At 70.9% G+C, this 21,495-nt stretch carries 19 protein-coding genes and 1 pseudogene; 7 read left to right on the plus strand and 13 right to left on the minus strand.

Annotation, left to right across the window (positions count from 1 at the left end; all coding sequences use genetic code 11):
* Positions 1–45: 45 nt before the first annotated feature.
* Positions 46–957, minus strand: a complete 912-nt coding sequence (locus tag BN6_RS29785) for a M23 family metallopeptidase (protein ID WP_015103551.1) — start codon at positions 955–957, stop codon at positions 46–48.
* A gap of 640 nt (positions 958–1,597) precedes the next feature.
* Here BN6_RS29785 and BN6_RS49810 point away from each other — a divergent pair.
* Positions 1,598–2,500, plus strand: a pseudogene (locus BN6_RS49810) (helix-turn-helix domain-containing protein).
* 202 nt (positions 2,501–2,702) lie between these two features.
* Here the strand turns inward: BN6_RS49810 and BN6_RS29795 are convergent.
* The 7 genes from BN6_RS29795 to BN6_RS29825 form a co-directional block, all read right to left on the minus strand.
* On the minus strand, positions 2,703–4,817 hold the full coding sequence (locus BN6_RS29795; protein WP_231904783.1) for a transglycosylase domain-containing protein: 2,115 nt from the start codon (positions 4,815–4,817) through the stop codon (positions 2,703–2,705).
* Positions 4,818–5,039: 222 nt separating this feature from the next.
* Positions 5,040–6,077, minus strand: coding sequence for a carbohydrate kinase family protein (locus BN6_RS29800; protein WP_015103555.1), 1,038 nt, complete (start codon positions 6,075–6,077; stop codon positions 5,040–5,042).
* A gap of 18 nt (positions 6,078–6,095) precedes the next feature.
* A complete protein-coding gene (gene shbA, locus BN6_RS29805; RefSeq protein ID WP_041318603.1) occupies positions 6,096–6,644 on the minus strand; it encodes an RNA polymerase sigma factor ShbA in 549 nt (182 codons plus the stop codon).
* 322 nt (positions 6,645–6,966) lie between these two features.
* Complete coding sequence (locus tag BN6_RS29810; protein WP_015103557.1) at positions 6,967–8,193, minus strand: SAM-dependent methyltransferase; 1,227 nt, start codon at positions 8,191–8,193, stop codon at positions 6,967–6,969.
* Positions 8,190–8,894 carry a DUF1365 domain-containing protein gene (locus BN6_RS29815; protein ID WP_041318606.1) on the minus strand — a complete coding sequence of 235 codons (705 nt, stop codon included), beginning with the start codon at positions 8,892–8,894 and terminating at the stop codon, positions 8,190–8,192. The genes BN6_RS29810 and BN6_RS29815 overlap by 4 nt, the downstream gene beginning before the upstream one ends.
* On the minus strand, positions 8,888–10,162 hold the full coding sequence (locus tag BN6_RS29820) for an NAD(P)/FAD-dependent oxidoreductase (RefSeq protein ID WP_015103559.1): 1,275 nt from the start codon (positions 10,160–10,162) through the stop codon (positions 8,888–8,890). The genes BN6_RS29815 and BN6_RS29820 overlap by 7 nt, the downstream gene beginning before the upstream one ends.
* A complete protein-coding gene (locus BN6_RS29825) occupies positions 10,146–10,850 on the minus strand; it encodes an alpha/beta hydrolase (protein ID WP_041314520.1) in 705 nt (234 codons plus the stop codon). Before BN6_RS29825 ends, BN6_RS29820 begins: the two co-directional genes overlap by 17 nt.
* 55 nt (positions 10,851–10,905) lie before the next feature.
* Between BN6_RS29825 and BN6_RS29830 the strand changes: the two genes are divergently transcribed.
* From BN6_RS29830 to BN6_RS29845, 4 genes are read left to right on the plus strand one after another with little or no spacing between them, the layout of a single operon-like run.
* Positions 10,906–11,733: an alpha/beta fold hydrolase gene (locus BN6_RS29830; RefSeq protein WP_015103561.1), complete on the plus strand. Its 828-nt coding sequence runs from the start codon at positions 10,906–10,908 to the stop codon at positions 11,731–11,733.
* Between the two features lie 51 nt (positions 11,734–11,784).
* Positions 11,785–11,970, plus strand: a complete 186-nt coding sequence (locus tag BN6_RS29835; RefSeq protein WP_015103562.1) for a helix-turn-helix domain-containing protein — start codon at positions 11,785–11,787, stop codon at positions 11,968–11,970.
* 4 nt (positions 11,971–11,974) lie between these two features.
* Positions 11,975–12,535 (plus strand): nucleotidyltransferase family protein, encoded by a 561-nt coding sequence (locus BN6_RS29840; RefSeq protein WP_015103563.1) that lies wholly within the window; start codon positions 11,975–11,977, stop codon positions 12,533–12,535.
* A 41-nt stretch (positions 12,536–12,576) separates the two neighbouring features.
* Positions 12,577–13,197, plus strand: coding sequence for a hypothetical protein (locus BN6_RS29845; protein ID WP_041314523.1), 621 nt, complete (start codon positions 12,577–12,579; stop codon positions 13,195–13,197).
* Between the two features lie 32 nt (positions 13,198–13,229).
* Here the strand turns inward: BN6_RS29845 and BN6_RS29850 are convergent, their stop codons facing one another.
* Positions 13,230–13,985 (minus strand): DeoR/GlpR family DNA-binding transcription regulator, encoded by a 756-nt coding sequence (locus BN6_RS29850; protein WP_041318608.1) that lies wholly within the window; start codon positions 13,983–13,985, stop codon positions 13,230–13,232.
* A 117-nt stretch (positions 13,986–14,102) separates the two neighbouring features.
* Here BN6_RS29850 and BN6_RS29855 point away from each other — a divergent pair, with 117 nt between their 5' ends.
* Both BN6_RS29855 and BN6_RS29860 read left to right on the plus strand, forming a co-directional pair.
* Positions 14,103–14,840, plus strand: coding sequence for an SIS domain-containing protein (locus BN6_RS29855; protein ID WP_015103566.1), 738 nt, complete (start codon positions 14,103–14,105; stop codon positions 14,838–14,840).
* Between the two features lie 58 nt (positions 14,841–14,898).
* Entirely contained in the window at positions 14,899–16,473 is a 1,575-nt protein-coding gene (locus BN6_RS29860; protein ID WP_015103567.1) for a penicillin-binding transpeptidase domain-containing protein, read from the plus strand.
* Between the two features lie 36 nt (positions 16,474–16,509).
* Here the strand turns inward: BN6_RS29860 and BN6_RS29865 are convergent, their stop codons facing one another.
* The 4 genes from BN6_RS29865 to BN6_RS29880 form a co-directional block, all read right to left on the minus strand.
* On the minus strand, positions 16,510–18,354 hold the full coding sequence (locus BN6_RS29865) for an ABC transporter ATP-binding protein (RefSeq protein ID WP_015103568.1): 1,845 nt from the start codon (positions 18,352–18,354) through the stop codon (positions 16,510–16,512).
* Positions 18,355–18,567: 213 nt separating this feature from the next.
* Positions 18,568–19,389 carry an enoyl-CoA hydratase/isomerase family protein gene (locus BN6_RS29870; RefSeq protein ID WP_015103569.1) on the minus strand — a complete coding sequence of 274 codons (822 nt, stop codon included), beginning with the start codon at positions 19,387–19,389 and terminating at the stop codon, positions 18,568–18,570.
* Positions 19,390–19,456: 67 nt separating this feature from the next.
* Positions 19,457–19,666 (minus strand): helix-turn-helix domain-containing protein, encoded by a 210-nt coding sequence (locus BN6_RS29875; RefSeq protein WP_015103570.1) that lies wholly within the window; start codon positions 19,664–19,666, stop codon positions 19,457–19,459.
* A 164-nt stretch (positions 19,667–19,830) separates the two neighbouring features.
* Complete coding sequence (locus BN6_RS29880; protein ID WP_015103571.1) at positions 19,831–21,459, minus strand: ABC-F family ATP-binding cassette domain-containing protein; 1,629 nt, start codon at positions 21,457–21,459, stop codon at positions 19,831–19,833.
* Between the last annotated feature and the right edge of the window lie 36 nt (positions 21,460–21,495).

Raw genomic sequence — 21,495 nt, forward strand, 5'->3', positions numbered from 1 at the left:
AGAACTGACGTTCGCCCAGTTCGATCAGGTCGAGATGCCGCCCGATCAGAGGGAGATGCCGCGCTCGCCCAGCCAGCCGATCGGGTCGATCTTCTGCGAGCCGCCGATCCACACCTCGAAGTGCAGGTGCGGGCCGGTCGACTGGCCGCGGTTGCCCATCGTCGCGATCTGCTGACCGGCGGCGACCTGCTGACCCTGGGACACCAGGATCTCGTTGACGTGCCCGTAGACCGTGATGGTGCCGTCCGAGTGCTGGACCCGCACCCACAGCCCGAACCCGCTGGCCGGACCGGCCTCGACGACCACGCCGTCGAGCGCGGAGAGGATCGGGGTGCCGATGGAGTTCGCGATGTCGACACCGAAGTGCGTGGTGCCCCACCGCGAGCCGAAGCCGGAGGTGAAGGAACCCTCGGCGGGCTTGGCCACCGTCGCCTTGGCCACTGCGGGCTTGCTGGGTGCCTCCACCACCACCGGCTTGCGGGCGGCCTCCTCGGCCGCGACGCGCGCCTTCTCGGCGTCTTCGGCGTCCTTCTGGCGCTTGAGCTCGGCTTGGCGGTCCGCGTAGCCGTCCGAGGCGTGCTTGATTGCCTGGTCGACGTGCTGGCGGGCGTACAAGCCCTCGGAGCGCATGAGCTTCGCGGCTTCGAGGCCGGGCTCGACGGCGTGCCGGGTCTGGATCGTGTGGGCGGGCTGTGGAGCGGCGGAGGACACCAGTGCGGCGGCCAGGTCCGTCGAGGTCGCGAGCGGCGTGATCTGCGGCCCGGACGAGCCGGCCGCGACGCCGACGCCGGCGGTCAGTGCTCCGAACGCCACCACCGCGGTGATCTTGCCGGTGGCCTGTGGTCTTTCTTCCTCCGCGCGGTGGGAGCCGCGCTTGCCGGTGGTCCTCGGGGGCGTGCTGAACACGCTGCGACCACGGGCCTTGGTATGCCGTGCCAAGGGAGTGCCTTCCTGCATCGGGGAGCCCGGTCAGGACACCCGGCGGGGGATCCGGGCGGCGGGGCTTTCGGGGAGCCCTGCCGTGTCCTTTTGGTGACCGAACCGTGACATGCGGCGGGGAACGTAACCCGATGTGACAAACGAAGGCAACCCACGTCCAGCGAACTCGCCATTTTGGTGAGATAGCCCACTATTGGTCACGCTGAGTGTTCAGATACCAACGCGTTTCGTATTAGACCGTTATAAACCCCAGGTCAGAGGTGGGGTTTCACCGGCCTTCCGAAGGCCACGCAACGTGATCATGCGACACCCCGCAACCACTCCCTGACTTACCGCGACGGCCTGCGCAACTCGCATGTTTCAAAGCCGAGATCGCTTGAAACCGATGGCGTTCTGTTCGCCCACGCGGCCGGGATCGGGCGACCGGCTTGTCGCCCCTGCGAGACGCGAGCACGGTGGCGAGCGCGGTGAGTTCGCCGAACAGTGCCCGCAGCCGGGGTGCGCTGGTGGGCAGCGGCGCGTGGTGCAGCCATCCCTAGTGCGCTGACCACGAACGTTCGCCGGGTTGGAGACACGCCGGACGGCGTCCCGATCCCGGAACAGCGTTGATCTCATGCTCGGTGGTGACGTAGTCGCCCGCCGAGCATGAGAGGCATCGATGGCCAAGCCCGTCAGAGCACGTCGACTAACCGAGGACGAGGGCCGCCGTCTGCTGAACTACGTGCGGCGGGGCAAGCAGGGCACGATCCGGATGCGCCGGGCGATGATCACCCTGGCCTCGTCGTCCGGGACCCCCGCGCCGTCGATCGCACGCCTGGTCGCCGCCGACCCCGACACCGTCCGCGACGTCATCCACGACTTCAACGCCCGCGGCCTGGCGGCCCTAGGCCCTAGCTAAGCGGGAGGCCGTCCCCGCCTGATCGGCCCCGACGACGAAGCGTTCGTCGTGGCGACGGCCCAGGCCCGCCCCGCCAGGGCGGGCCTGCCCTCCACCCGGTGGAGCCTGCGCAAACTCGCCGCCCACCTGCACCACAACCCCGACCGCCGGGTCCGTATCGGTCGGGAACGGCCGCGGCAGATCCTGCGCGAGCACGGGATCAGCTACTTCCACGGCTGCCACTCCATCGGCGACGACCGGCTCCGGGGCGTCACCCGCCGCCGCAAAGGCGGCGACCACAGCCAGGCCTCCCTGAAATCGATCAGGGCAGCCAGACCGGACGGCGCACCGATCCACGTGATCATGGACAACCTGTCGGCCAACACGACCCCGAAAATCCTCACGTGGGCGGTCGACAACAACGTCGAGATCTGCCCGACCCCGACCTACGCCTCCTGGGCCAACCCCATCGAGCCGCAGTTCGGGCCGCTGCGCACCTTCCTCATCGCCAACTCCGTCCACCCCAACCACCCGGTGCCGGCCGGTGAGCTGCAACGACACCTCCGCTGGTGCAACGCCAACGCCCGCCACCCCGACAACCTCCACGCCCAACGCCGCGAACGAGCCCGCATCCGCAGCGAACACCACCAACGCTGGGGCCGACCACGACCCCAAGCGGCCTGACCAACCCGGCGAACCCAAGTGGTCACCGCACTAGCGAGGCCGGGCCCGGAGGGGCCAGAGGGCGGGATGGGGGTTGAAAGGCCGAACCCCGCCTGCTGGTGCGGGCGGGGTTCGGGTGGGGTGGGGCCGGATGGCTGATGGGGCTGGGTGGCTGATGGGGCCGGACGGCCGGAGGGGGCTGGGGCGGCCGGGACGAGCGTGGTCAGCGGTAGCGGGGGTCTACGGGTGGGAGGGGTTTGATCTCGGCGTCGCCGTGGATCGTCCGCATGGCGTTGAACCACGTCGGGGCTGCCACCTGGCCACCGAAGACGCCGCCGCTGTCGTTGGTGCCGCAGAGGCGGGGCGGGCTTCCGTTGCAGATCACCTGCGGGGCCACGCCGTCGGTGAAGGTCATCACCGCGCCCGCGAACTGGGGGGTCGCGCCGATGAAGGCGACCGACCAGTGGTCTTCGGTGGTGCCGGTCTTGCCGATCATCGGGCGGTTCCAGCCGTTGGCCGCTCCGTGGGCGGTACCGCTCGGCTTGACGTCGGCGCTCATGCCGGTGGCCAGGGCGTTCGCGACCTCGGGGGCCACCGCCTGGTCGCACGGGGCTTCCTTGAGCTGGACCGGGTTGCCGTTGCGGTCGGTGACCTTCTCGACCGGGGTCGGCGGGCACCACTTGCCGCCGCTCATGATGGTCGCGGCCACGTTCGACAGCTCCAGGATGCTGGTCGGGCCGGCACCCAGGGTGAACGAGCCGCTGTTGTCGCGCTTGTAGACGTCGCCCTGGCTGGGGCCGTTCGACCCGTCCGGCTTGAGCGGGTTGCCGTCCTTGTTCACGCCCTGCATCGACTCGCGCAGGCCCAGGCGGTGCGCCATGTCGACCACGTTGTTCAGGCCGGCCTTCTCCTCCAGGATGATGAAGGCGGTGTTCGGCGACTGCGCGAGCGCGTCGGTCAACGTCATCTTCTCGGGGTACTTGCCGGCGTTGCGCACGGTGTAGCCCTTGCCGCTGTCCTTGTAGACCTTGGACGTGTAGGTCGCGGGCACGTCGATCTGCTTGTCGATGCCGGTGATGTTCTTCTCCAGGGCCGCCGCCGCGGTGAACACCTTGTAGATGGAGCCCGCGCCGAACTTCGTCACCTCGGCCGGGATCGAGTAGGCGCTCTGGCCGGCGTCGGCGTTGTTCCCGAAGTCGCGGTTGGCGGCCAGCGCCCGGACGCGGTGCTTGTCGTCACCGGGCTCGACCACGGCCATCGCGTTGGCGATGCCCGGCTGGTTCTTGGGCACCTGGCCCTCGGCCGCTTCCTTCGCGGCCCGGGTCGCGACCGGGTCCATCGTGGTGTGGATGGTGTACCCGCCGCGGATCAGCTTGTCGGTCGGGATGCCGGCGGTGTCCAGGTAGTCGACCAGGTACCGGCAGAAGAAGCCGTACACCGGGCCGTCGCCCGCGCCGACGCAGCCGTTGGGCAGCAGCTTGAGGTCCGCCACGACGCCGATGTCGGCCGCCTTGTACTCGTCGGCCTTCTCGCCGGCGACCTTCGCGTCCGACCCGAACGCGCCGTTGTCGCGCATCTTGTCGATCACCGTGTTGCGCCGCTTGATCGCGGGCTCGACGGCCGCGCCGGGGTTGAGCCGGCTCGGCTCGTTGACCAGACCGGCCAGCATCGCCGCCTGCGGCACGGTGAGCTTGTCGGGCGTGGTGTCGAAGTACGCCTTCGCCGCCGCGCCGATGCCGAAGGTGCCGTTGCCGAACGGGACGATGTTCAGGTACGCGGTGAGGATGTCGTCCTTGCTGAGCTTCTGCTCCAGCTGGGTCGCGATCCGGGCCTCGCTGATCTTGCGGCCGAGGGTCGCCTCGGTGGCCTTCTCGTACGCCTCCTGGCTGCCCTCGCCGACCACGAACGCCAGGTAGTTCTTCACGTACTGCTGGGTCAACGTCGACGCGCCCTGGGACGTCTCGCCCTCGACGCCGGCCTTGGCCGCCGCACGCGCGATGCCCTGCCAGTCGACGCCCTTGTGCTCGAAGAACCGCTTGTCCTCGATCGCGATGATCGCGGCCTTCATCGTGTCCGAGATGCCGGAGGACGGCACCGGGATGCGGTACTGGTCGTACAGGTACGCGATCGGCGCGCCGTCCTTGTCGAGCACGGTGGTGACCAGCGGCGGCTCGGCCTTGGTCAGCTCACCCGAGGTCTGGTCGACGGTGTCGGCGGCGCGGTTGGACGCCAGCCCCAGCCCGCCCACGACGGGGAACAGCAGAGCGGCCAGCAGCACGCCCGCCATCAGGCACAGCCCCAGCAATTTGAACAAACCCGTCGCACGCGCGGCGAACACCAACAACCCCTTCCGATCCCCTTGCGAAGCCCCTGCGATCCCCGTCCGGGGAAGCCCCCTGCTCACTAAGTCGCTTGGCGACCGCCCCAGGTTGCTCGCCCACCCGAAATTACTCCTGCCCCAATCCGACGGACGCCAAACCCCCTGCCCCGGGGTGGCGGCGGCCGTACGGGTCTATTCTCGAACAGGAGTTCGACCTAGCACAAGATCACCATCGGGTGATCATCCGGACGCCCGGAGGCGGATCGTCGCGCTCGCCCGACGCACCTCGACGCCCGCGCGGTGCGGCAGCACGTCCTCCAAGAAGCCGTATCCGCGCAGGTCGGAGTCCGAGCGCCGGCTCACGGTGCGCCACCACGTGGCGATGTCGACCCACCCCGGAGCCGACAGCGACCCGCCGAAGTGCTGCACGGACAGCGCCGCGCACAGGTTCGCGAACCGCACCCGGTCCGCCAGCGGCCACCCGGCCAACGTGCCCAGCACGAACCCCGCGCCGAAGACGTCACCCGCGCCCGTGGAGTCCAACGGCGCCATGTTCAGCCCCGGCACGTCCGCCACCTCCCCCGACGCCGAGTCGACGGCCACCGCTCCCCGACCACCCCGCGTGACGACGACCACGGGCACGTGCTCGGCCAACGCGACCGCAGCGCGCTCCGCGGACTCGCTGCGCGTGTACCGCATCGCCTCGACGTCGTTGGGCAGGAACACGTCGTACCCGTCGAGCCGCCGCAGCAGTTCGGGAGCCCACACGCCGGTCCGGTCCCACCCGATGTCGGCGAACAACAGCGCACCCGCCGCCTTCGCCGTGCGCACCCACTGCTCTTCCTCGGGCTGGATGTGCACGAAGCACGCACGGGTCGACGGCGGCGGCGACAGGATCTCGTCGGCCGACACGGGCGGTCGGTGCCCGTGGGTGACCATGGAACGGTCGCGGTCCATCGCCATCGACACGGTCACCGGGGAGTGCCAGCCGTAGTAACGGCGGCAGTAGGAGAGGTCGACGCCCTCCTGTTCGGACAGGACCTCCCAGCAGAAGTCCCCGTAGGCGTCCTCGCCGAACGCGGCGGACAGCGCGGTGCGCAGTTGCAGCCTGCTCAGCGCCACGGCCAGGTTGGCTATCCCGCCGGGACACGAGCCCAGGCCCTCGGCCCACACCTCGGTGCCCGGCGCGGGCGGCCGGGGCAGGCCGGTGAAGATGATGTCCAGGAACACGGTGCCGGACAACAACACGTCGAACGTCGGCCCGTCGGCGGTCGTCATCCCCCTACGATGCCAGGATCAGCCACCCGCGGCCGCGAACATCTCCCGCATCCGCGCGAGCGCGCGGTGTTGCGCGACCCGGACCGCGCCGGGCGTCGAGCCCACGGCCGCGGCGGTCTCCTCGGCGGACAGTCCCACCGCGACGCGCAGCACGAGGATCTCCCGCTGGCGCTCGGGCAGCCGCCGCAGCAGCTGGGTGACGGCCTCGATCATCTCGCCGTTCATGGCGCGCTGCTCCGGCCCGTCCTCCAGGGTCGGGGTGTCGGGCAGCTCCGGGACGACCTCGGAACGGCTGCGCACGGCCCGTCTTCGCGCGTCGGCCACCTTGTGCGCGGCGATGCCGTACACGAAGGCGAGGAACGAGCCGGGCTCGTACCGGTACTTGGCCAGCGCCGCCACGACCGCGAGGCAGACCTCCTGGGCGATGTCCTCGGCCGACACCAGGGTGCGCTCCCGCGAGCCGACCCGGGCCCGGCAGTAGCGCAGGACCAGCGGCTGGATCCGGGCGAGCAGCTGCCCGGTCGCGCGCGGCTCCCCCGCCAGCGCCGCGTCGACCAGTTCGGACATCTCGGCCTCGGCCAGCCACCGGGTGGTCACCCTGGTCGGCACGCCGCCCGCGACCAGTCGGACCTCGGGACGACCGGGTGCGTCGGCGTCGCCGACCGCACCGACCTCGATCCCGACGTCGGTCCGCACGGATGCGTGCACCATCCGGCGACCTCCTCACGCTCGTCGACCTTCCCGGCTCATCCCGGCTCATTGATGAGGAGGGAGCACGTCCGCCCCTGATACGGGATTCGCCAAAGCTGACCACGATCGTGGCCCACGTGGTGGGAACAGCACCCGACCGTGGGACAGGATGAGCCGATCGGCGCAATCGGCGCCTCGGTTACTTCACCATGCCGAACTGGCGCACCCCCAGGTAGCCCACGCGGAACCCCGCTTCGGAGTACGCCAGGTAGAACTCCCACATCCGGCGGAACGTCTCGTCGAACCCGAGCGCGGCGACGTCCTCCCACCGGTCGAGGAACCGCTCCCGCCACCGGCGGAGGGTCTCGGCGTAGTCGAGCCCGAACTCGCGGGTCGCCTCGACGCGCAGCCGGGTGTGGTCGCGGACGGTCTCCTCGATCGCCCGCACGGACGGGATGAGGCCGCCGGGGAAGATGTACTTGTGGATCCACGTGTAGCTGGCGGCGCTGGCCAGCATCCGGTCGTGGGGCATGGTGATGGCCTGGAGGCCGACCCGGCCGCCGGGCACCAGTGACCGGTCGATCATGGAGAAGTAGGCGGGCCAGTAGTCACCGCCCACGGCCTCGATCATCTCCACGCTGACCACGGCGTCGTAAGTGCCGCGCTCCTCGCGGTAGTCGCGCAGGTGGATGTCCACCGACTCCGCCACGCCCGCTGCGGACGCCCGTTGCTCCGCGAGCGCCTTCTGCTCGGCGGACAACGTCAGGGACGTGACGGTCGCGCCGCGCTGCGCGGCCCGGATCGCCAACGCACCCCACCCGGTGCCGATCTCCAGCACCCGCGCCCCGGAGCGCACGCCCGCGTAGTCCAGCACGCCGTCGATCTTGCGCAGTTGCGCGTCGTGCAGCGAGTCGGTGCCGTCGAACCACGCCGACGAGTACGTCATCGTCTCGTCCAGGAACACCGTGAACAGGTCGTTGGACAGGTCGTAGTGGCGGTGGATGTTCTGCCGCGACCCGGCGACGTCGTTGGCGTCCGACGCGGGGTGCCTGCGCTCCACCCAGCGCCGCAGCAGCTGGAGCTTGGGCGGGATGAGCGTGGACAGCCGAGCGGCGAACGGCGTGAGCAGGTCGGCGAGCCGGGTGCAGCTCCAGTCGCCGACCATGTACGCCTCGCCGAACCCGATCTTGGCGTCCACGCCGAGCCGGTGGAAGAACGCGGCCGGCCGGTGGATGCGCATGACGGGGGCGTCGCTGCCGCCCGCGCCGAGCCGGACGCCGCCGGGCAGCACGACGCTGATCGGCAGCGTGTGCACGGCCCGGCGGAACAGCGACTCGGCGATGCGTGCCCGCCACGGCGAGCGCGGCGGCTGGTGCAGACCCGGCCAGATCCCCTGATTGGGGCGGGGCAAGTCGATCGTGCTCATCGGTCGTTACTCCTCGGGACTACAGGCACGCGCCGCGCCCACAGCGCGATGCCATGACGGCGGATCAACCCGGAAACCCGGTACGTCATCAACGGCCGGCGGACCAGCAGCCGCACCAGTTCACGTGGTGTGGCGGGCCGCCTGCGCCCCTTCATGGTGGCGCTGAACGGCGTGGCCCCGCCCTGGCGCAAGGCGATGGTCACGGAGAGTTCGTCAGCCGGTTCGGGCACGCGCATCACGTAGTGCCCGGACATCTCCAGGAACGGCGACACGTAGAAGTCCTTGTCCACCCGTGCACGCCCGGCGGCGTCCGGGTGCAACAAGTACGCATGTCGTTCCCCATAGGTGTTGTGTACCTCGGCGATGACGCACTCAAGCTGCCCTGACGCGTTGTGGCACCAAAAGAGCGACAAGGGGTTGAACACGTAACCCAGCAGGCGGGCGTTCGCGAGCATGGTGACCCGCCCGCCGCCGAGGTCGATGCCGCGTTCGGCGAGCCACGCGTCCACGTTCTGCCGGATGGTGCGCCGCGGCGACCCGAGGTGGTCACGCGCCTCGAACCGCGCGAACGGGCACAGCCACCGCGGCAGCCTCGGCAGCGCGTCCAGGTCGACCAGCCACAGGTAGGCCCGGTGGCTGAACGACCGGTCCAGCCGTTCGCGGCGGACGTGCCCGATCTCGACCTCGTACAGGTTCACCAGGTCGCTCCGAGACTCGTCGCCGCACGCACCCCCGAGGCGCACCCGTCTTCGTGGAAGCCCCACCCGTGGTAAGCACCCGCGTACGCCGTGCGACCGGTGTTGAGCTCCGGGAGCCGCCGTTGCGCGGCAACGGATTCCGGCGTGTAGACGGGGTGCTCGTAGACCATGCGCGCGATCACCGAACCCTGGTCGACCAGATCGGTCGCGTTCAGTGTCACCACGTAGTCAAGGGGTTCCGCGAGCCGCATCAGCCGATTCATGTGATAACTCACCAGAACGGGTCCACCGCGCTCGTGGCACGAGGGCTTGAGCACGTTCCAGGACGCCTGCGCGCCGGGACTCTCCGGCAGCACGCCCGGGTCGTTGTGCAGCCAGGTCTCGTTGCGGGAGTAGCGGAACGCCCCGAGCACCTCGCGTTCGGCGTCGGTCGGGTCGGTGAGCAGGCTCAGCGCCTGGTCGGGGTGGGTGGCGACGACGACCTTGTCCGCAAGGTACCGCTGGTCGGCGTCGTCGCGCAGTTCCACGCCGTCCGCCGTCCGCCGCACGCTGCGGATGGGCGTGGACACCTGCACTGCCGTAAGGCCCTTCGCAGCGCGCTCGACGTACGCACGCGACCCGCCGACCACGGTCTTCCACTGCGGTGTGCCGCCTACGGACAACATGCCGTGGTTGGCCAGGAACTCGAACAGGTACCGCGCCGGGTAGCGCCGGCCGACCTCGGGCCCGGCCGACCACACGGCGGAGACCACGGGCAAGATGAAGTGGTCCACGAAGTACTGCGAGTAGCCGCCGATGGCCAGGAACGCGCCCAACGTCGTGTCGTGCTCGTCGGGCACCGCCAGCAGTCGCTTCGCGTGCCGGTGGAACCGGGCGACCTCGGCGAGCATCCGCAAGTAGGCGGGCCGGGCGAGGTTGCGCGGCTGCGCGAACAGCCCGGCCAGCTTGCGCGCGCCCGCGTACTCCAGGCCGCAGCCCCGGCACCGGACGCTCATCGACATCTCGGAGTCCTGGGTGGACACGCCCAGCTCCCGGAACAGCCGCACCAGGTTGGGGTAGGTCCGTTCGTTGTGGACGATGAAACCGCTGTCCACCATGGTCGTGCCGCCGCCGGCGGTGGCCAGCTCGTGGGTGTGGGCGTGGCCGCCGAGTCGATCGTCCTGTTCGAACAGCACCACGTCGTGGCGGCGCTGGAGCAGGTAGGCGGCGGTGAGTCCGGAGACGCCGCTGCCGATCACCGCTACCCGTTGCCGTTCACCGGATACCACCACGCGTTCCTCCCAGTGGGACGTTCAAGCCCCTCGGTGTGGGCTCGCGCATGGCGTTCGACAGATAGGGGGCGAGCGGTTCGACGTCGAGCACGCCGAGAACGAAATCGGTGACCAGGCGGGTCCAGTAGCGGAAGCGGAACAACATGGCGTGGCCCTCCCGCAGCACGGTGAAGCGCGCGACGCGGTCGGTGACCTGTCGGGCGCGCAACGCGTACCGGTAGGACGCGGCCGGATCCGTGGTGCGGTCGTGGTCGCCGTGCGCGATGAGCAGCGCACGCCCGGCGAGCCCCTGGTACGGGTCGCCGGCCTCGATCCACGGCGCGAGCGCGCACACCGCGATCACCTGCGGGTCATCTGCGACGTAGAGGGCGGTCCGGCCGCCCATGGAGTGCCCGACGAGCACTACAGGCACGCCGGGGTGCTCACGGCGGATCTTGTCCAGTGCCCAGCGCGCGTCCTGCACGGGGTGCATGTGCGGCGCGTTCCAGCCGTTGTGGGTGTGCCTCAGCAGCCACACGGCGACGCCCTCGGCACGACGGTGGATCGACCGCGCGAACGGAACCATCCGCAGGTAGGGCAGCTTGCGGCGGCTCACCGGCAGGTGACCCTCGACACTGCCGCCGTGCAGCACCAGTACCACCGCGCGGACCGGTCCGGTGGGTGCGAGGACGTCGATGGCGGGTTCCACGGGACAATGTTCGCCCGGACAGGACGACCGGATCGAGGATGGGACTCGGATCACAGTGACCGAACAGCTCGGGGTGCAGACGGCCGAAGGTGTGTTCGACGCGATCGCGGCCGGTCCGGAGGACGGCCGGCCGGTGCTGTTCCTGCACGGCTTCCCGGAGGCCGCGGTGGCGTGGGAGCACCAGGTGGCGGTGCTCGGGCGGGCCGGCTACCGGGCGGTGGCCTTCGACCAGCGCGGCTACTCCCCCGGCGTGCGCCCGGAGCGGGCGCTGGAGTACGGGCTGGAGTCGCTGGTCGGCGACGTGCTGGCGGTCGCGGACTCGCTCGGCTGGTCGACGTTCGACCTGGTGGGGCACGACTGGGGCGCGACGGTGGCGTGGTGGACGGCGTACGAGCACCCCGACCGGCTGCGGACGTTGACCGCGGTGTCCGCGCCGCACCCGCGTGCCCTGGCCGACGCGTTGCAGACCGACGAGGACCAGCACATGCGGTCGGCGTACCTGACCGAGTGGCGGCAGAGTTCCACCGAACGGCGGATGCTGGCCGACAACGGCGCGGCGCTGCGGAGGATGTTCGAGTGGCAGGTCCCGCCGTCACGGGTCGACGACTACCTCCAGCGGCTGGCCGAGCCGGGCGCGTTGACCGCCGCGCTGAACTGGTACCGAGGGGGCCGTCCGGGCGGCCGGGTCGAGCACGTGACGGTGCCCACCATGTACGTCTGGAGCACCGAGGACGTGGCGTTCGGGTCCACGGCGGCGTTCGACACGGCCAAGTGGGTCAGCGGGCCTTACCGCTTCGAGATGCTGGAGGACGTCTCGCACTGGGTGCCGGAGCAGGTGCCGGAGGTGTTCACCGCGCTGCTGCTGGAGCATCTCGGATCGTGATTTTTTCGTGATGGTTGAACCGCACGCTCGGCGTGGCACGTGTTTGTCCGTATGACGGAGTTGACCTACTCGGAGCGCAGGGTCGCGACCCTCGCCGCGTGTGGCCACAGCAACCGGGCTATCGCGATGCGGCTGCACATCACCGTGAGCACCGTGGAGCAGCACCTGACCAGGGTGTACCGCAAGCTGGCGGTGTCCAGCCGGACCGAGCTGAAGGGACACCAAGCCCTAGTGTGACCCCATGCGGGTCGCTGGTTTGCTGCTCGCCGCGGGCGCCGGGCGCAGGTTCGGCGGTCCCAAGGCGCTCGTGTCGCGCGGCGGCGCGCTGTGGGTCGAGTCGGCCCGGTCCGTGCTGCGCGACGCCGGGTGCGCGCCGGTGGTCGTGGTGTTGGGCGCGGCTGCCGACGAGGTGCGCGCACGTGCGGCGTTGGACGACGCCGTGGTTGTGGAGAATGCCGCGTGGGCGACGGGTATGGGTTCGTCGTTGAGGGTGGGTCTGGCGGCGTTGGACTCGTCGGCGGACGCCGTTGTCGTGCTGCCGGTGGACACGCCGGGCGTGACGAGTAGAGCGGTCCGACGGTTCGTCGACCTCGCGTCGCCCACGGCGTTGCTGCGCGCGTCTTACGACGGCGCGCCGGGGCACCCGGTGTTGTTGGGCCGTGCGCACTGGGCGGCCGTGGCGGAGTCGGCGACCGGTGACGCCGGCGCGCGTGACTACCTGCGGACGCACGGCGCGGTGTCGGTGCCGTGCGAGGACCTCGCGGACGGCGCGGACGTCGACCGGCCGGAGGATCTGCGCTGATCGGTCCACGCGTGCGGATGAGGTGTGCCAGAGTCGATCTCATGTCACGTCTGGGGGTCGGACTGCTGCTGGTGACGGTGTTGGCGGCGGCGGGGTGCGGTAGGCAGGCGGACACCGCGTCGGACGGCGGTGGCGACCTGTCGGTGGCCCCTCCGGTGGCGCGGACGACCGCGCCGGTGTCGACGTCCGTGCCGCCGGAAGGGCCGTGCCAGGTCAGGTTCGAGGTCGCCGAGATGGCGGAGATCCCGACACCCGCGCCTGCGACGACGACCTCCCGCGCGCTGCCCGGCGACATGCCGCCCAACCACGTGGACAACAGGTCGTGGCGGGTGCGCAAGCCGCTCCGACCCGACGTGCACGCGGAGACCGTCGCGGCGGCGGAGAAGGTGAAGCCGGGTCTCGGCGCGTTGTGCGACGAGGGGACGTTCTCGCCCGAGGCGACCCGCGCCGTGTTCGTCGACGCGGGCCGGCCGACCGTGTGGCTCACCGCGATCAACGCCCCTTACGGCACCCCGCCGCCTCCGGGCGTCGTGTTCGTCCTCACGTTGGAGAGCCCGCAGGGCACCGGGTGCGTGCTGGGCCAGCTGCAACCCGGCCAGTTGCTGGTGTCCGTGGCCGGGACGACCGGCGAGGGCTCGTGCTACGAACCGCCGTCGCACTGAGCGCGTAAGGGCGCGCCGAGCCGGACAGGGCCTCAGACGAGGCGTACCTCGACGCCGGCCTCGCGCAGCCGTGCCACCTCGTCGCCGGGCGCGTCCTCGTCGGTGACCAGCACGTCGATGTCCTGCGCCGCGCAGGCCCGGCCGAACGCCGTGCGGCCGAACTTGGAGCTGTCGACGGCGACGATGACCCGCGCGGAGGCGTCGACGGCGGCCCGTTTGACGGCGACTTCGGCCAGGTCGTGGGCGGAGACGCCGTTGCCCGCGCTGAGCCCGCAGCACGCGAGGACGACCGTGTCGAAGCGCATGATCTTGAAGGCGTACTCGGTGAGCGGGCCGCCGAAGGCGAGTTCACCGGGTCGGATGTCGCCGCCGGGCAGCACCAGCCGGACCTGCTCCGCGGTCCGCAGCACGTCCGCGGAGTGCAGCGACAGGGGCAGCACGGTGAGCCGCCGGTCGGCCAGCCGGCGCGCGACCTCCAGGGTGGTGGTGCCGCCGTCGAGCACGACGGTCTCGCCGTCGTCGAGCAGTTCGGCGACGGCGAGACCGATGCGGCGCTTGGCTTCCAGTCGTTGCCGGGAGCGGGCCGCGTACGGCGTCTCCTCGCCGGTCAGCATGCTCACCGCCGCGCCGCGCACCCTGCGCAGCAGGCCGTCGCGTTCGAGCACGTCGAGGTCGCGGCGCACGGTCATCTCGGACGCGCCGACGAGTTCGGCGAGGGTGCCGACGCCGACCCGCTGGCCCTGGCGCAGGCTCTGGAGGATGACCTCGTGCCGCCCTGCAACATCCATGGTGTTCATCTGAACATGAGCCGTGTTCGAACGTCAAACAGCTGCTGGCGGCGCGCCCGCAGATCGGGTAGGACTGGCGATCACCAACTTGGTGTAGACCACCGGAGGACAGACCGCATGACCGAGACCGTGCCCGGCTCCGACTTCGGCGACGTCGTGCGCACCCACCTGACCAGGGTGGAGCAGCAGAACGCCGGTGCGCTGGACGATGTCGCCGAGCTCGTCCTGGCCAGCGTCCAGGCGGACGGGATGGTGCTCGCGGCGGGTGCCGGCCACTCGCTGGCCGCCGTCGCCGAGACCTTCTACCGCGCCGGCGGGCTGGCCTGCGTGCGCCCGATCTACCACCCGGAACTGCTGCCCATGCACGGCGCGGTGAGCAGCACGTCCGCCGAGCGCCGCTCCGGCCTGGCCGCCGAGGTGCTGCGCGACGCCGGACTGGCCGCCCACGACGTGCTGTTCGTGTTCTCTACCTCGGGCGTCAACCCGTACCCGGTGGAACTGGCCGTGCTGGCGGCCGACGCGGGCTGCCCCGTGGTCGCGGTGACGTCCCTGGCCGCCAGCGCCGCCGCACCGCGCCGCGCGGGCACCACGCTGGCCGAGAACGCCACCGTCGTGCTGGACAACCTGGTGCCGCCCGGTGACGCCACCTACCCGCCGGACAACCCGGTCACCGCGGCCGTGTCGACGATCGCCACCGCGTTCCTGTGGAACCTGCTGCTGGTGCGGCTGCTGGACAAGGCCGCCGAGTCGGGCGTGGACCTGCCGCTGTGGCGCAGCGCGAACGTCGAGGGCGGCGACGCCGCGAACTCCGACCTGCTGCGCAAGTACCAGACCCGCATCCCGCAGCTCGGCTGAGTAGAACTGCTCACGATTCCTCCACACGGTCTGGCTAGTCTCCGACCGAGGGGGAAACGTGAACAGGACGAGCAAGAGATGGATCTTGGCCGGCGGGGGCGTGGCGGCGGTGGCCGTCATCGTGGCGGGCACAATCGTGTTGTGGCCGAACGACAGCAGATCGGCCACGACACTGCCGACCGTCAAGCCCCTGCCGGCACCGATCGCCCAGCAGTTCGCCGCCGCGCTGATGGCCGGCAACGCGGCGCAGGCGGCGTCGGTGACCGACAACACCGCCGTCGCGCAGCCCGCGATCGAGAAGATGCTGCAGGGCATGAAAGGCGTGACCTACGGCGCACGGATCGGCGCGTCGCCGGCGGTCGGTGACGACACCACGTCCGCCACGCTGAGCGCCGACGTGACGTGGACGCTGCCGGACAGCACGCCGCTGAAGTACGCGGTGCCGCTGGAACTGCGCCGTTCGAACGACAAGTGGCAGGTCCACTGGACGCCCGCGCTGCTGCACCCCGACCTGGCCGAGGGCCAGTCCCTCGCCTACAGCCAGACCTCCGGCGACGGCGCGGTGCTCGACCGCAACGGAACGGCCGTGCCACCGGGTTTCGCGCCCGTGGTGATGTCCTCGGTGACCAAGACCATGGGCAGCGCCGCCGGCGAACCGGGCTGGCAGGTGGCCGCGGTGGACGCCGCCGGCACGCCGGTCTCGGTGCTGGCGGAGAAGAAGGCCAAGGTCCGGCAGCCGATGACGTTGACGCTGGACCCGCCCACCCAGAACGCCGCTCAAGGTGCCGTCGACCAGGTCCAGTTGCCCGCGGTGGTCGTGGCGCTGGCTCCGTCCAACGGCGAGATCCTGGCCGTGGCGCAGAACACCGCCGCGAGCGCCGGCGGGCCGATCTCGTTGCAGAACTACTACGAGCCGGGGTCGACGTTCAAGATCGTGACCGCGACAGCGGCGCTGATGTCGGGCAACGTCACCGCGGACACGCCCGTGGAGTGCCCGGGGAAGAAGACCATCGGGCCGCGGCAGATCGTGAACGACGAGCAGTTCGACCTCGGGACGGTGCCGGTGCACCGGGCGTTCGCGGCGTCGTGCAACACCAGCTTCAGCCAGTTGGCGGCGGACCTGCCGGCCACCGCGCTGCCGCAGGCGGCCTCGCTGTTCGGGCTGGGCGCGGACTACACGGTCGCGGGCCTGACCACGAACACCGGCAAGGTCCCGCCGTCGGAGACGGTCACCCAGCGCGTCGAGGCGGGCATCGGCCAGGGCACCATGCAGACCACGCCGTTCGGCATGGCGCTGGCCGCGGCGACCGTGGCGAAGGGCAGCACCCCGACACCGCAGCTGATCCGCGAGATCCCGACCGAGGGCGGGCAGGGCCGGGCCCTGCCGGGCGGGGTGGTCTCGGCGCTGCGCTCGATGATGGGTGAGGTCGTGACCGGCGGCACGGCGCAGGCGCTCGCCGGGCTCGGCGGCGTGCGGGGCAAGACCGGGACGGCCCAGCACGGCGACGGGACCAGCTCGCACGGCTGGTTCGTCGGCTACCGGGGCGACCTCGCGTTCGCGGTGCTGGTGGTGGACGCGGGCACGTCCAAGGTCGCGGTCAGCACGACCGCGAACTTCCTCGGTGCCTTGTAAGGGTTGCCCAGGGGTTGTCGTTGCCCAGGGGCTGTGTCAGGCCACGGCGGGCGTTTCGTCGAACTGGGTGCGGTACAGCTCGGCGTAACGTCCGTCGGCGGCGAGGAGTTCAGGGTGCGTGCCGCGTTCCACGACCCGGCCGTCCTCCACCACCAGGATCTGGTCGGCCGCGCGGACCGTGGACAGCCGGTGCGCGATCACCAGCGCGGTCCGGCCCTGCAACGCCTCGGTGAGCGCGGCCTGCACGGCGGCTTCCGACTCGGAGTCCAGGTGCGCGGTGGCCTCGTCCAGAATCACCACCCGGGGCCGGGCGATCAGCAGCCGGGCGATGGTCAGCCGCTGCCGCTCGCCGCCGGAGAGCCGGTAGCCCCGCTCCCCCACCACCGTGTCCAGGCCGTCGGGCAGCGCTTCGACCAGGGTCCGCAACCGGGCGCGGTCCAGGGCGTCCCAGAGCTCGTCGTCGGTCGCCTCCGGGCGCGGGTAGGTCAGGTTGGCCCGGATCGAGTCGTGGAAGAGGTGCCCGTCCTGGGTGACCACCCCGACCGCGCCGCGCACCGACTCGAACGTGAGGTCGCGGACGTCCACGTCGGACAGCGACACGGAACCGGAGTCCACGTCGTAGAGCCGGGGCACGAGCGAGGCGATGGTCGACTTGCCCGCGCCCGACGAGCCGACCAGCGCGACGAGCTGACCGGGCTCGGCGCGGAAGCTGATCCCGTGCAGCACCTCCTCGCCGCCCCGGGTGTCCAGCGTGGCCACTGATTCGAGCGAGGCGAGCGACACCCTGTCGGCGGCCGGGTAGCCGAACCGGACGTCGTCGAACTCGACGGACACCGGCCCCGCCGGCACCTCGCGGGCGTTGGGCGACTCGTCGATCATCGGCTTGAGGTCGAGCACCTCGAAGACCCGCTCGAAGGAGACCAGGGCGGTCATCACGTCGACGCGCGCGTTGGCGAGCGCGGTCAGCGGCGAGTAGAGGCGGGTCAGCAGCAGGGCGAGCGAGACGACCGTGCCCGCCGCGAGGTGGCCGGTGAGCGCGAGGTAGCCGCCGAGGCCGTAGACGAGGGCCTGGGCCAGCGCGGAGACCAGGGTGAGGCCGGTGAGGAACCAGCGGGTGGCCATCGCGGTGCGGATGCCGATGTCGCGGACGCGGGCGGCGCGGGCCCCGAACTCGTCGGCTTCGGCGCGCGGCCGGCCGAACAGCTTGACGAGCGTCGCGCCGGGCGCGGAGAACCGCTCGGTCATCTGGGTGGTCATGCCCGCGTTAAGGGTGGCCGCCTCGCGTTGCAGGTCGGCCATCCGGCTGCCCATGCGCCGCGCGGGCAGCACGAACACCGGGAGCAGGAGCAGCGCGAGCGCCGTGACCTGCCACGACAGCGTGAACATCACGCCGAGTGACAGCCCGAGCTGGATCACGTTGGTGACCACCCCGGAGAGGGTGGAGGTGAACGCCCGCTGCGCGCCGATCACGTCGTTGTTCAGCCGGCTGACCAGCGCCCCGGTGCGGGTGCGGGTGAAGAACGCGACCGGCATCCGCTGGACGTGCTCGTACACCGCCCGCCGCAGGTCGTAGATGAGCCCTTCGCCGATCCGCGTCGACTGCCAGCGTTCGAGCAGCCCCAGCCCCGCGTCGACCACGGCGATCCCGGCGATCACCACGGCCAGCCAGACCACGACCGACACGTCCCGCCCACCGACGATCGCGTCGACCACCCGCCCCGCCAACACCGGGGTGGTCACAGCGAGCACGGAAGAGACTACGGTGAGCAACAGGAAGGCGGCCAGCTTGGCGCGATGCGGCCGAGCGAACCCCACCACCCGCCGGAACGTCCCCCGCCGCACCCCTCTGGGCGCGCCGGACGCCGCCATCGCACTGCGCATCAAGCCCCGTGAACCGTCCACCTCAGACAGAACGCGAACCGGCCGGGCGAACTTCCCCACTACGCCCAGGGCGAACCACCCGACCCACCGCGACCAAGCCCAGGTCAGCACCCCGACCAGCATCGACGGTTCATCGAAATGCGCTTCCGGACGGCCCCAGGCACACGCACGGGCAGGGGCAGGGGCAGGGGCTACCTTCGGGTACCGGCGGTATCAGGCCGAGGTCGCGCCGGTGGCGAGAGCGGTCAGTTCGGCGAGCCGCCGCACCTGCGCGGCGCGTTCGGCGACCAACTGCTCTTCCTCGGACGCCCCGTCCGCCGCGTGCGCGAGCAGCGCGAGCGTCTCCCGCACGGCACCCGGCATCGGGCGCACGACCTGGGCGACCAGGTCGTCCACCGCGGCGTCGAGGCCGTCGACGGGCACGACGGAGTTCGCCAGACCGATCCGCAGCGCCTCCTCACCGCCCACCCGGCGGCCGGTCACGCAGATTTCGGCCGCGCGGGCATACCCGACCAGTCGGACCAGCGGCAACGTGCCGCCGAGGTCGGGCACCAGACCGAGGGACGTCTCGGCCATGCAGAACTGCACGTCGTCGGCGGCCACGCGGAAGTCGCACGCCAGCGCGAGCTGGAAGCCCGCACCGATGGCGTGCCCGCGCACCGCGGCGATCGTGACCCGGCCGGGGTCGCGCAGCCAGCGGAAACCCTCCTGGAACTCCGCGATCAACGCGGCGCCGCCTTCGGGTCCCCGCAGGGTGATCTCCGGCAGGCCGGGCTCGCCCTCGACCGGAGCGCCGCTGAACATGCGCCGGTCCAGCCCAGCGGAGAAGGCACGACCGGAGCCCCGGACGACCACAACGCGGACGTCCGGGTCCAACTGCACGCCGATCGCCCTCAACGCCGCCCAAGTGGACGGCGTCTGTGCGTTGAGCACATCGGGACGGTCGAGCGTGACCGTCGCGCGCGGTCCGTCGACGACGAGCCGCACGCCACCGCGCTCCAGCAGGTCGGCGTCGATGGTCGTCGGTGCCGACATGCGTGGGACCTCCGGGTCTTCGGGAGGGCGCCGTCTCTCCCCGACGCCCAGGTTACCGGAGGGTAGCTTACTTCTTCTTCGTGCGGGTGGCGCCACCGCGACCGCGCAGCTGCACACCGGACTCGCTGAGCACCCGGTGCACGAAGCCGTAGGAGCGTCCGGTGGACTCCGCCAACGCCCGGATGCTCGCGCCCTTTTCGTACTTCTTCTTCAGGTCAGCGGCCAGCTTGTCCCGCGTGGCGCCGGTGATCCGGGCGCCCTTCTTCAGGTCAGCCACCTTGTCCCGCCTTCCGTAGACAGCAGGTCGGGCCGTGAAAGCCCCTGTCGTCGCAATGATCGAACACGAAGACCAAGAACGCCAGGCGATCATGCGAAAAGATCGGCGAGCGGTAGGTTGATCACTGAGGGTCGATCAGGGGTTACGGAGCGGAAACCCTTGACTCAGGCCAACTGCACGAGCTCTAGGTACTCGTCCGACCAGTGGTCCTCCGCGCCGTCCGGCAGCAGGATCACCCGCTCGGGCTCAAGCGCCTCGACCGCGCCGGGATCGTGCGTGACCAGCACAACCGCGCCCTCGTACCGGCGCAACGCGTCGAGCACCTGCTCACGACTGGCCGGGTCGAGGTTGTTCGTCGGCTCGTCGAGCAGCAGCACGTTCGCCGCGCTCGACACCAATCCCGCAAGCGCCAATCGGGTCTTCTCGCCACCCGACAGGGTGCCTGCGGGCTGGTCGAGTTGCTCCCCGCTGAACAGGAACGTGCCGAGCAGCGAGCGCAGCTGCTGCTCCTGCACGTCCGGGGCGGCGTGCCGGATGTTCTGCCAGACACTGGCCTCGTGGTCGAGCGTCTCGTGCTCCTGCGCGAAGTAGCCCAGCTTCAGCCCGTGACCGGGGATGACCTCACCCGCGTCCGGACGCTCCATCGACCCGATCAGGCGAAGCAACGTCGTCTTGCCCGCACCGTTCAAACCGAGGATGACCACCCGCGAGCCCCGGTCGATCGCCAGGTCGACCCCGGTGAACACCTCCAGCGAGCCGTAGGACTTGCTCAGCCCCTCGGCGGTCAACGGCGTCCGGCCGCAGGTGGCGGGCTGCGGGAAGCGGATCTTCGCCACCTTGTCCGCCTGGCGCTCGTCCTCCAGGCCCGCCAGCAGCTTCTCGGCGCGACGCGCCATGTTCTGCGCGGCCACCGCCTTGGTCGCCTTCGCCCGCATCTTGTCGGCCTGCGCCATCAACGCGCCGGCCTTCTTCTCGGCGTTGGCCCGCTCCCGGCGGCGGCGCTTCTCGTCGGCGGCCCGCGCCTCCAGGTACTTCTTCCAGCCCATGTTGTAGATGTCGACCTCGCCGCGCGTCGCGTCGAGGAACCACACCTTGTTGACCACGTCGTCCAGCAGCTCGACGTCGTGGCTGATGACGACCAGACCGCCGTCGTGCGACTTGAGGAAGCCCCGCAGCCACGTGATCGAGTCGGCGTCGAGGTGGTTGGTCGGCTCGTCGATCAGCAGGATCGTGCTCGACTTCGCCCCCACCCCCGCCTCGGACGCGGCGAACAGGATCCGCGCGAGCTCCACCCGCCGCCGCTGACCACCCGACAGCGTGCGCAGCGGCTGCGCGAGCACCCGGTCGGCCAGCCCCAGGTTCGAGCAGATGCGAGCAGCCTCGCTCTCGGCGGCGTACCCGCCGAGGGCGGAGAAGCGCTCCTCCAGCCGACCGTACTTGCGCACGGCCTCCTGGAGCGCGTCGTCGTCCACCAGCTCGGCCATCGTGGACTGGGCCTTCTCCATGTCGCGCAGCAACTGGTCCAGCCCGCGCGCGGAGAGCACCCGGTCCTTGGCGACCACCGAGAGGTCGCCCTCACGGGGGTCCTGCGGCAGGTAACCCAGCTCGCCGGTACGCCGGACCTCGCCCGCGTAGGGCTGGCCCTCGCCCGCGAGGACGCGCAGCGACGTGGTCTTGCCCGCACCGTTGCGACCGACGAGGCCGATCCGGTCGCCGGGCTGGACGCGCAGGGTCGCGTCGGACAGCAGGATGCGCGAGCCGGCGCGCAGCTCAAGGTCTGTTGCGGTGATCAAGGGGAACTCCGGGTGAGTGGTCGGACGGGGTCGACG

This window comes from Saccharothrix espanaensis DSM 44229, assembly GCF_000328705.1.
Lineage (GTDB): Bacteria > Actinomycetota > Actinomycetes > Mycobacteriales > Pseudonocardiaceae > Actinosynnema > Actinosynnema espanaense.

Bases quoted from the DNA above. Each gene is read 5' to 3' on its own strand.
- BN6_RS29785 (WP_015103551.1), bottom strand. From the start codon at position 957: ATGCAGGAAGGCACTCCCTTGGCACGGCATACCAAGGCCCGTGGTCGC.
- BN6_RS29800 (WP_015103555.1), bottom strand. From the start codon at position 6,077: ATGACGACCGCCGACGGGCCGACGTTCGACGTGTTGTTGTCCGGCACC.
- shbA (WP_041318603.1), bottom strand. From the start codon at position 6,644: ATGTCCGAACTGGTCGACGCGGCGCTGGCGGGGGAGCCGCGCGCGACC.
- BN6_RS29810 (WP_015103557.1), bottom strand. From the start codon at position 8,193: ATGAGCACGATCGACTTGCCCCGCCCCAATCAGGGGATCTGGCCGGGT.
- BN6_RS29835 (WP_015103562.1), top strand. From the start codon at position 11,785: ATGACGGAGTTGACCTACTCGGAGCGCAGGGTCGCGACCCTCGCCGCG.
- BN6_RS29840 (WP_015103563.1), top strand. From the start codon at position 11,975: ATGCGGGTCGCTGGTTTGCTGCTCGCCGCGGGCGCCGGGCGCAGGTTC.
- BN6_RS29845 (WP_041314523.1), top strand. From the start codon at position 12,577: ATGTCACGTCTGGGGGTCGGACTGCTGCTGGTGACGGTGTTGGCGGCG.
- BN6_RS29850 (WP_041318608.1), bottom strand. From the start codon at position 13,985: ATGGATGTTGCAGGGCGGCACGAGGTCATCCTCCAGAGCCTGCGCCAG.
- BN6_RS29855 (WP_015103566.1), top strand. From the start codon at position 14,103: ATGACCGAGACCGTGCCCGGCTCCGACTTCGGCGACGTCGTGCGCACC.
- BN6_RS29865 (WP_015103568.1), bottom strand. From the start codon at position 18,354: ATGCGCAGTGCGATGGCGGCGTCCGGCGCGCCCAGAGGGGTGCGGCGG.
- BN6_RS29870 (WP_015103569.1), bottom strand. From the start codon at position 19,389: ATGTCGGCACCGACGACCATCGACGCCGACCTGCTGGAGCGCGGTGGC.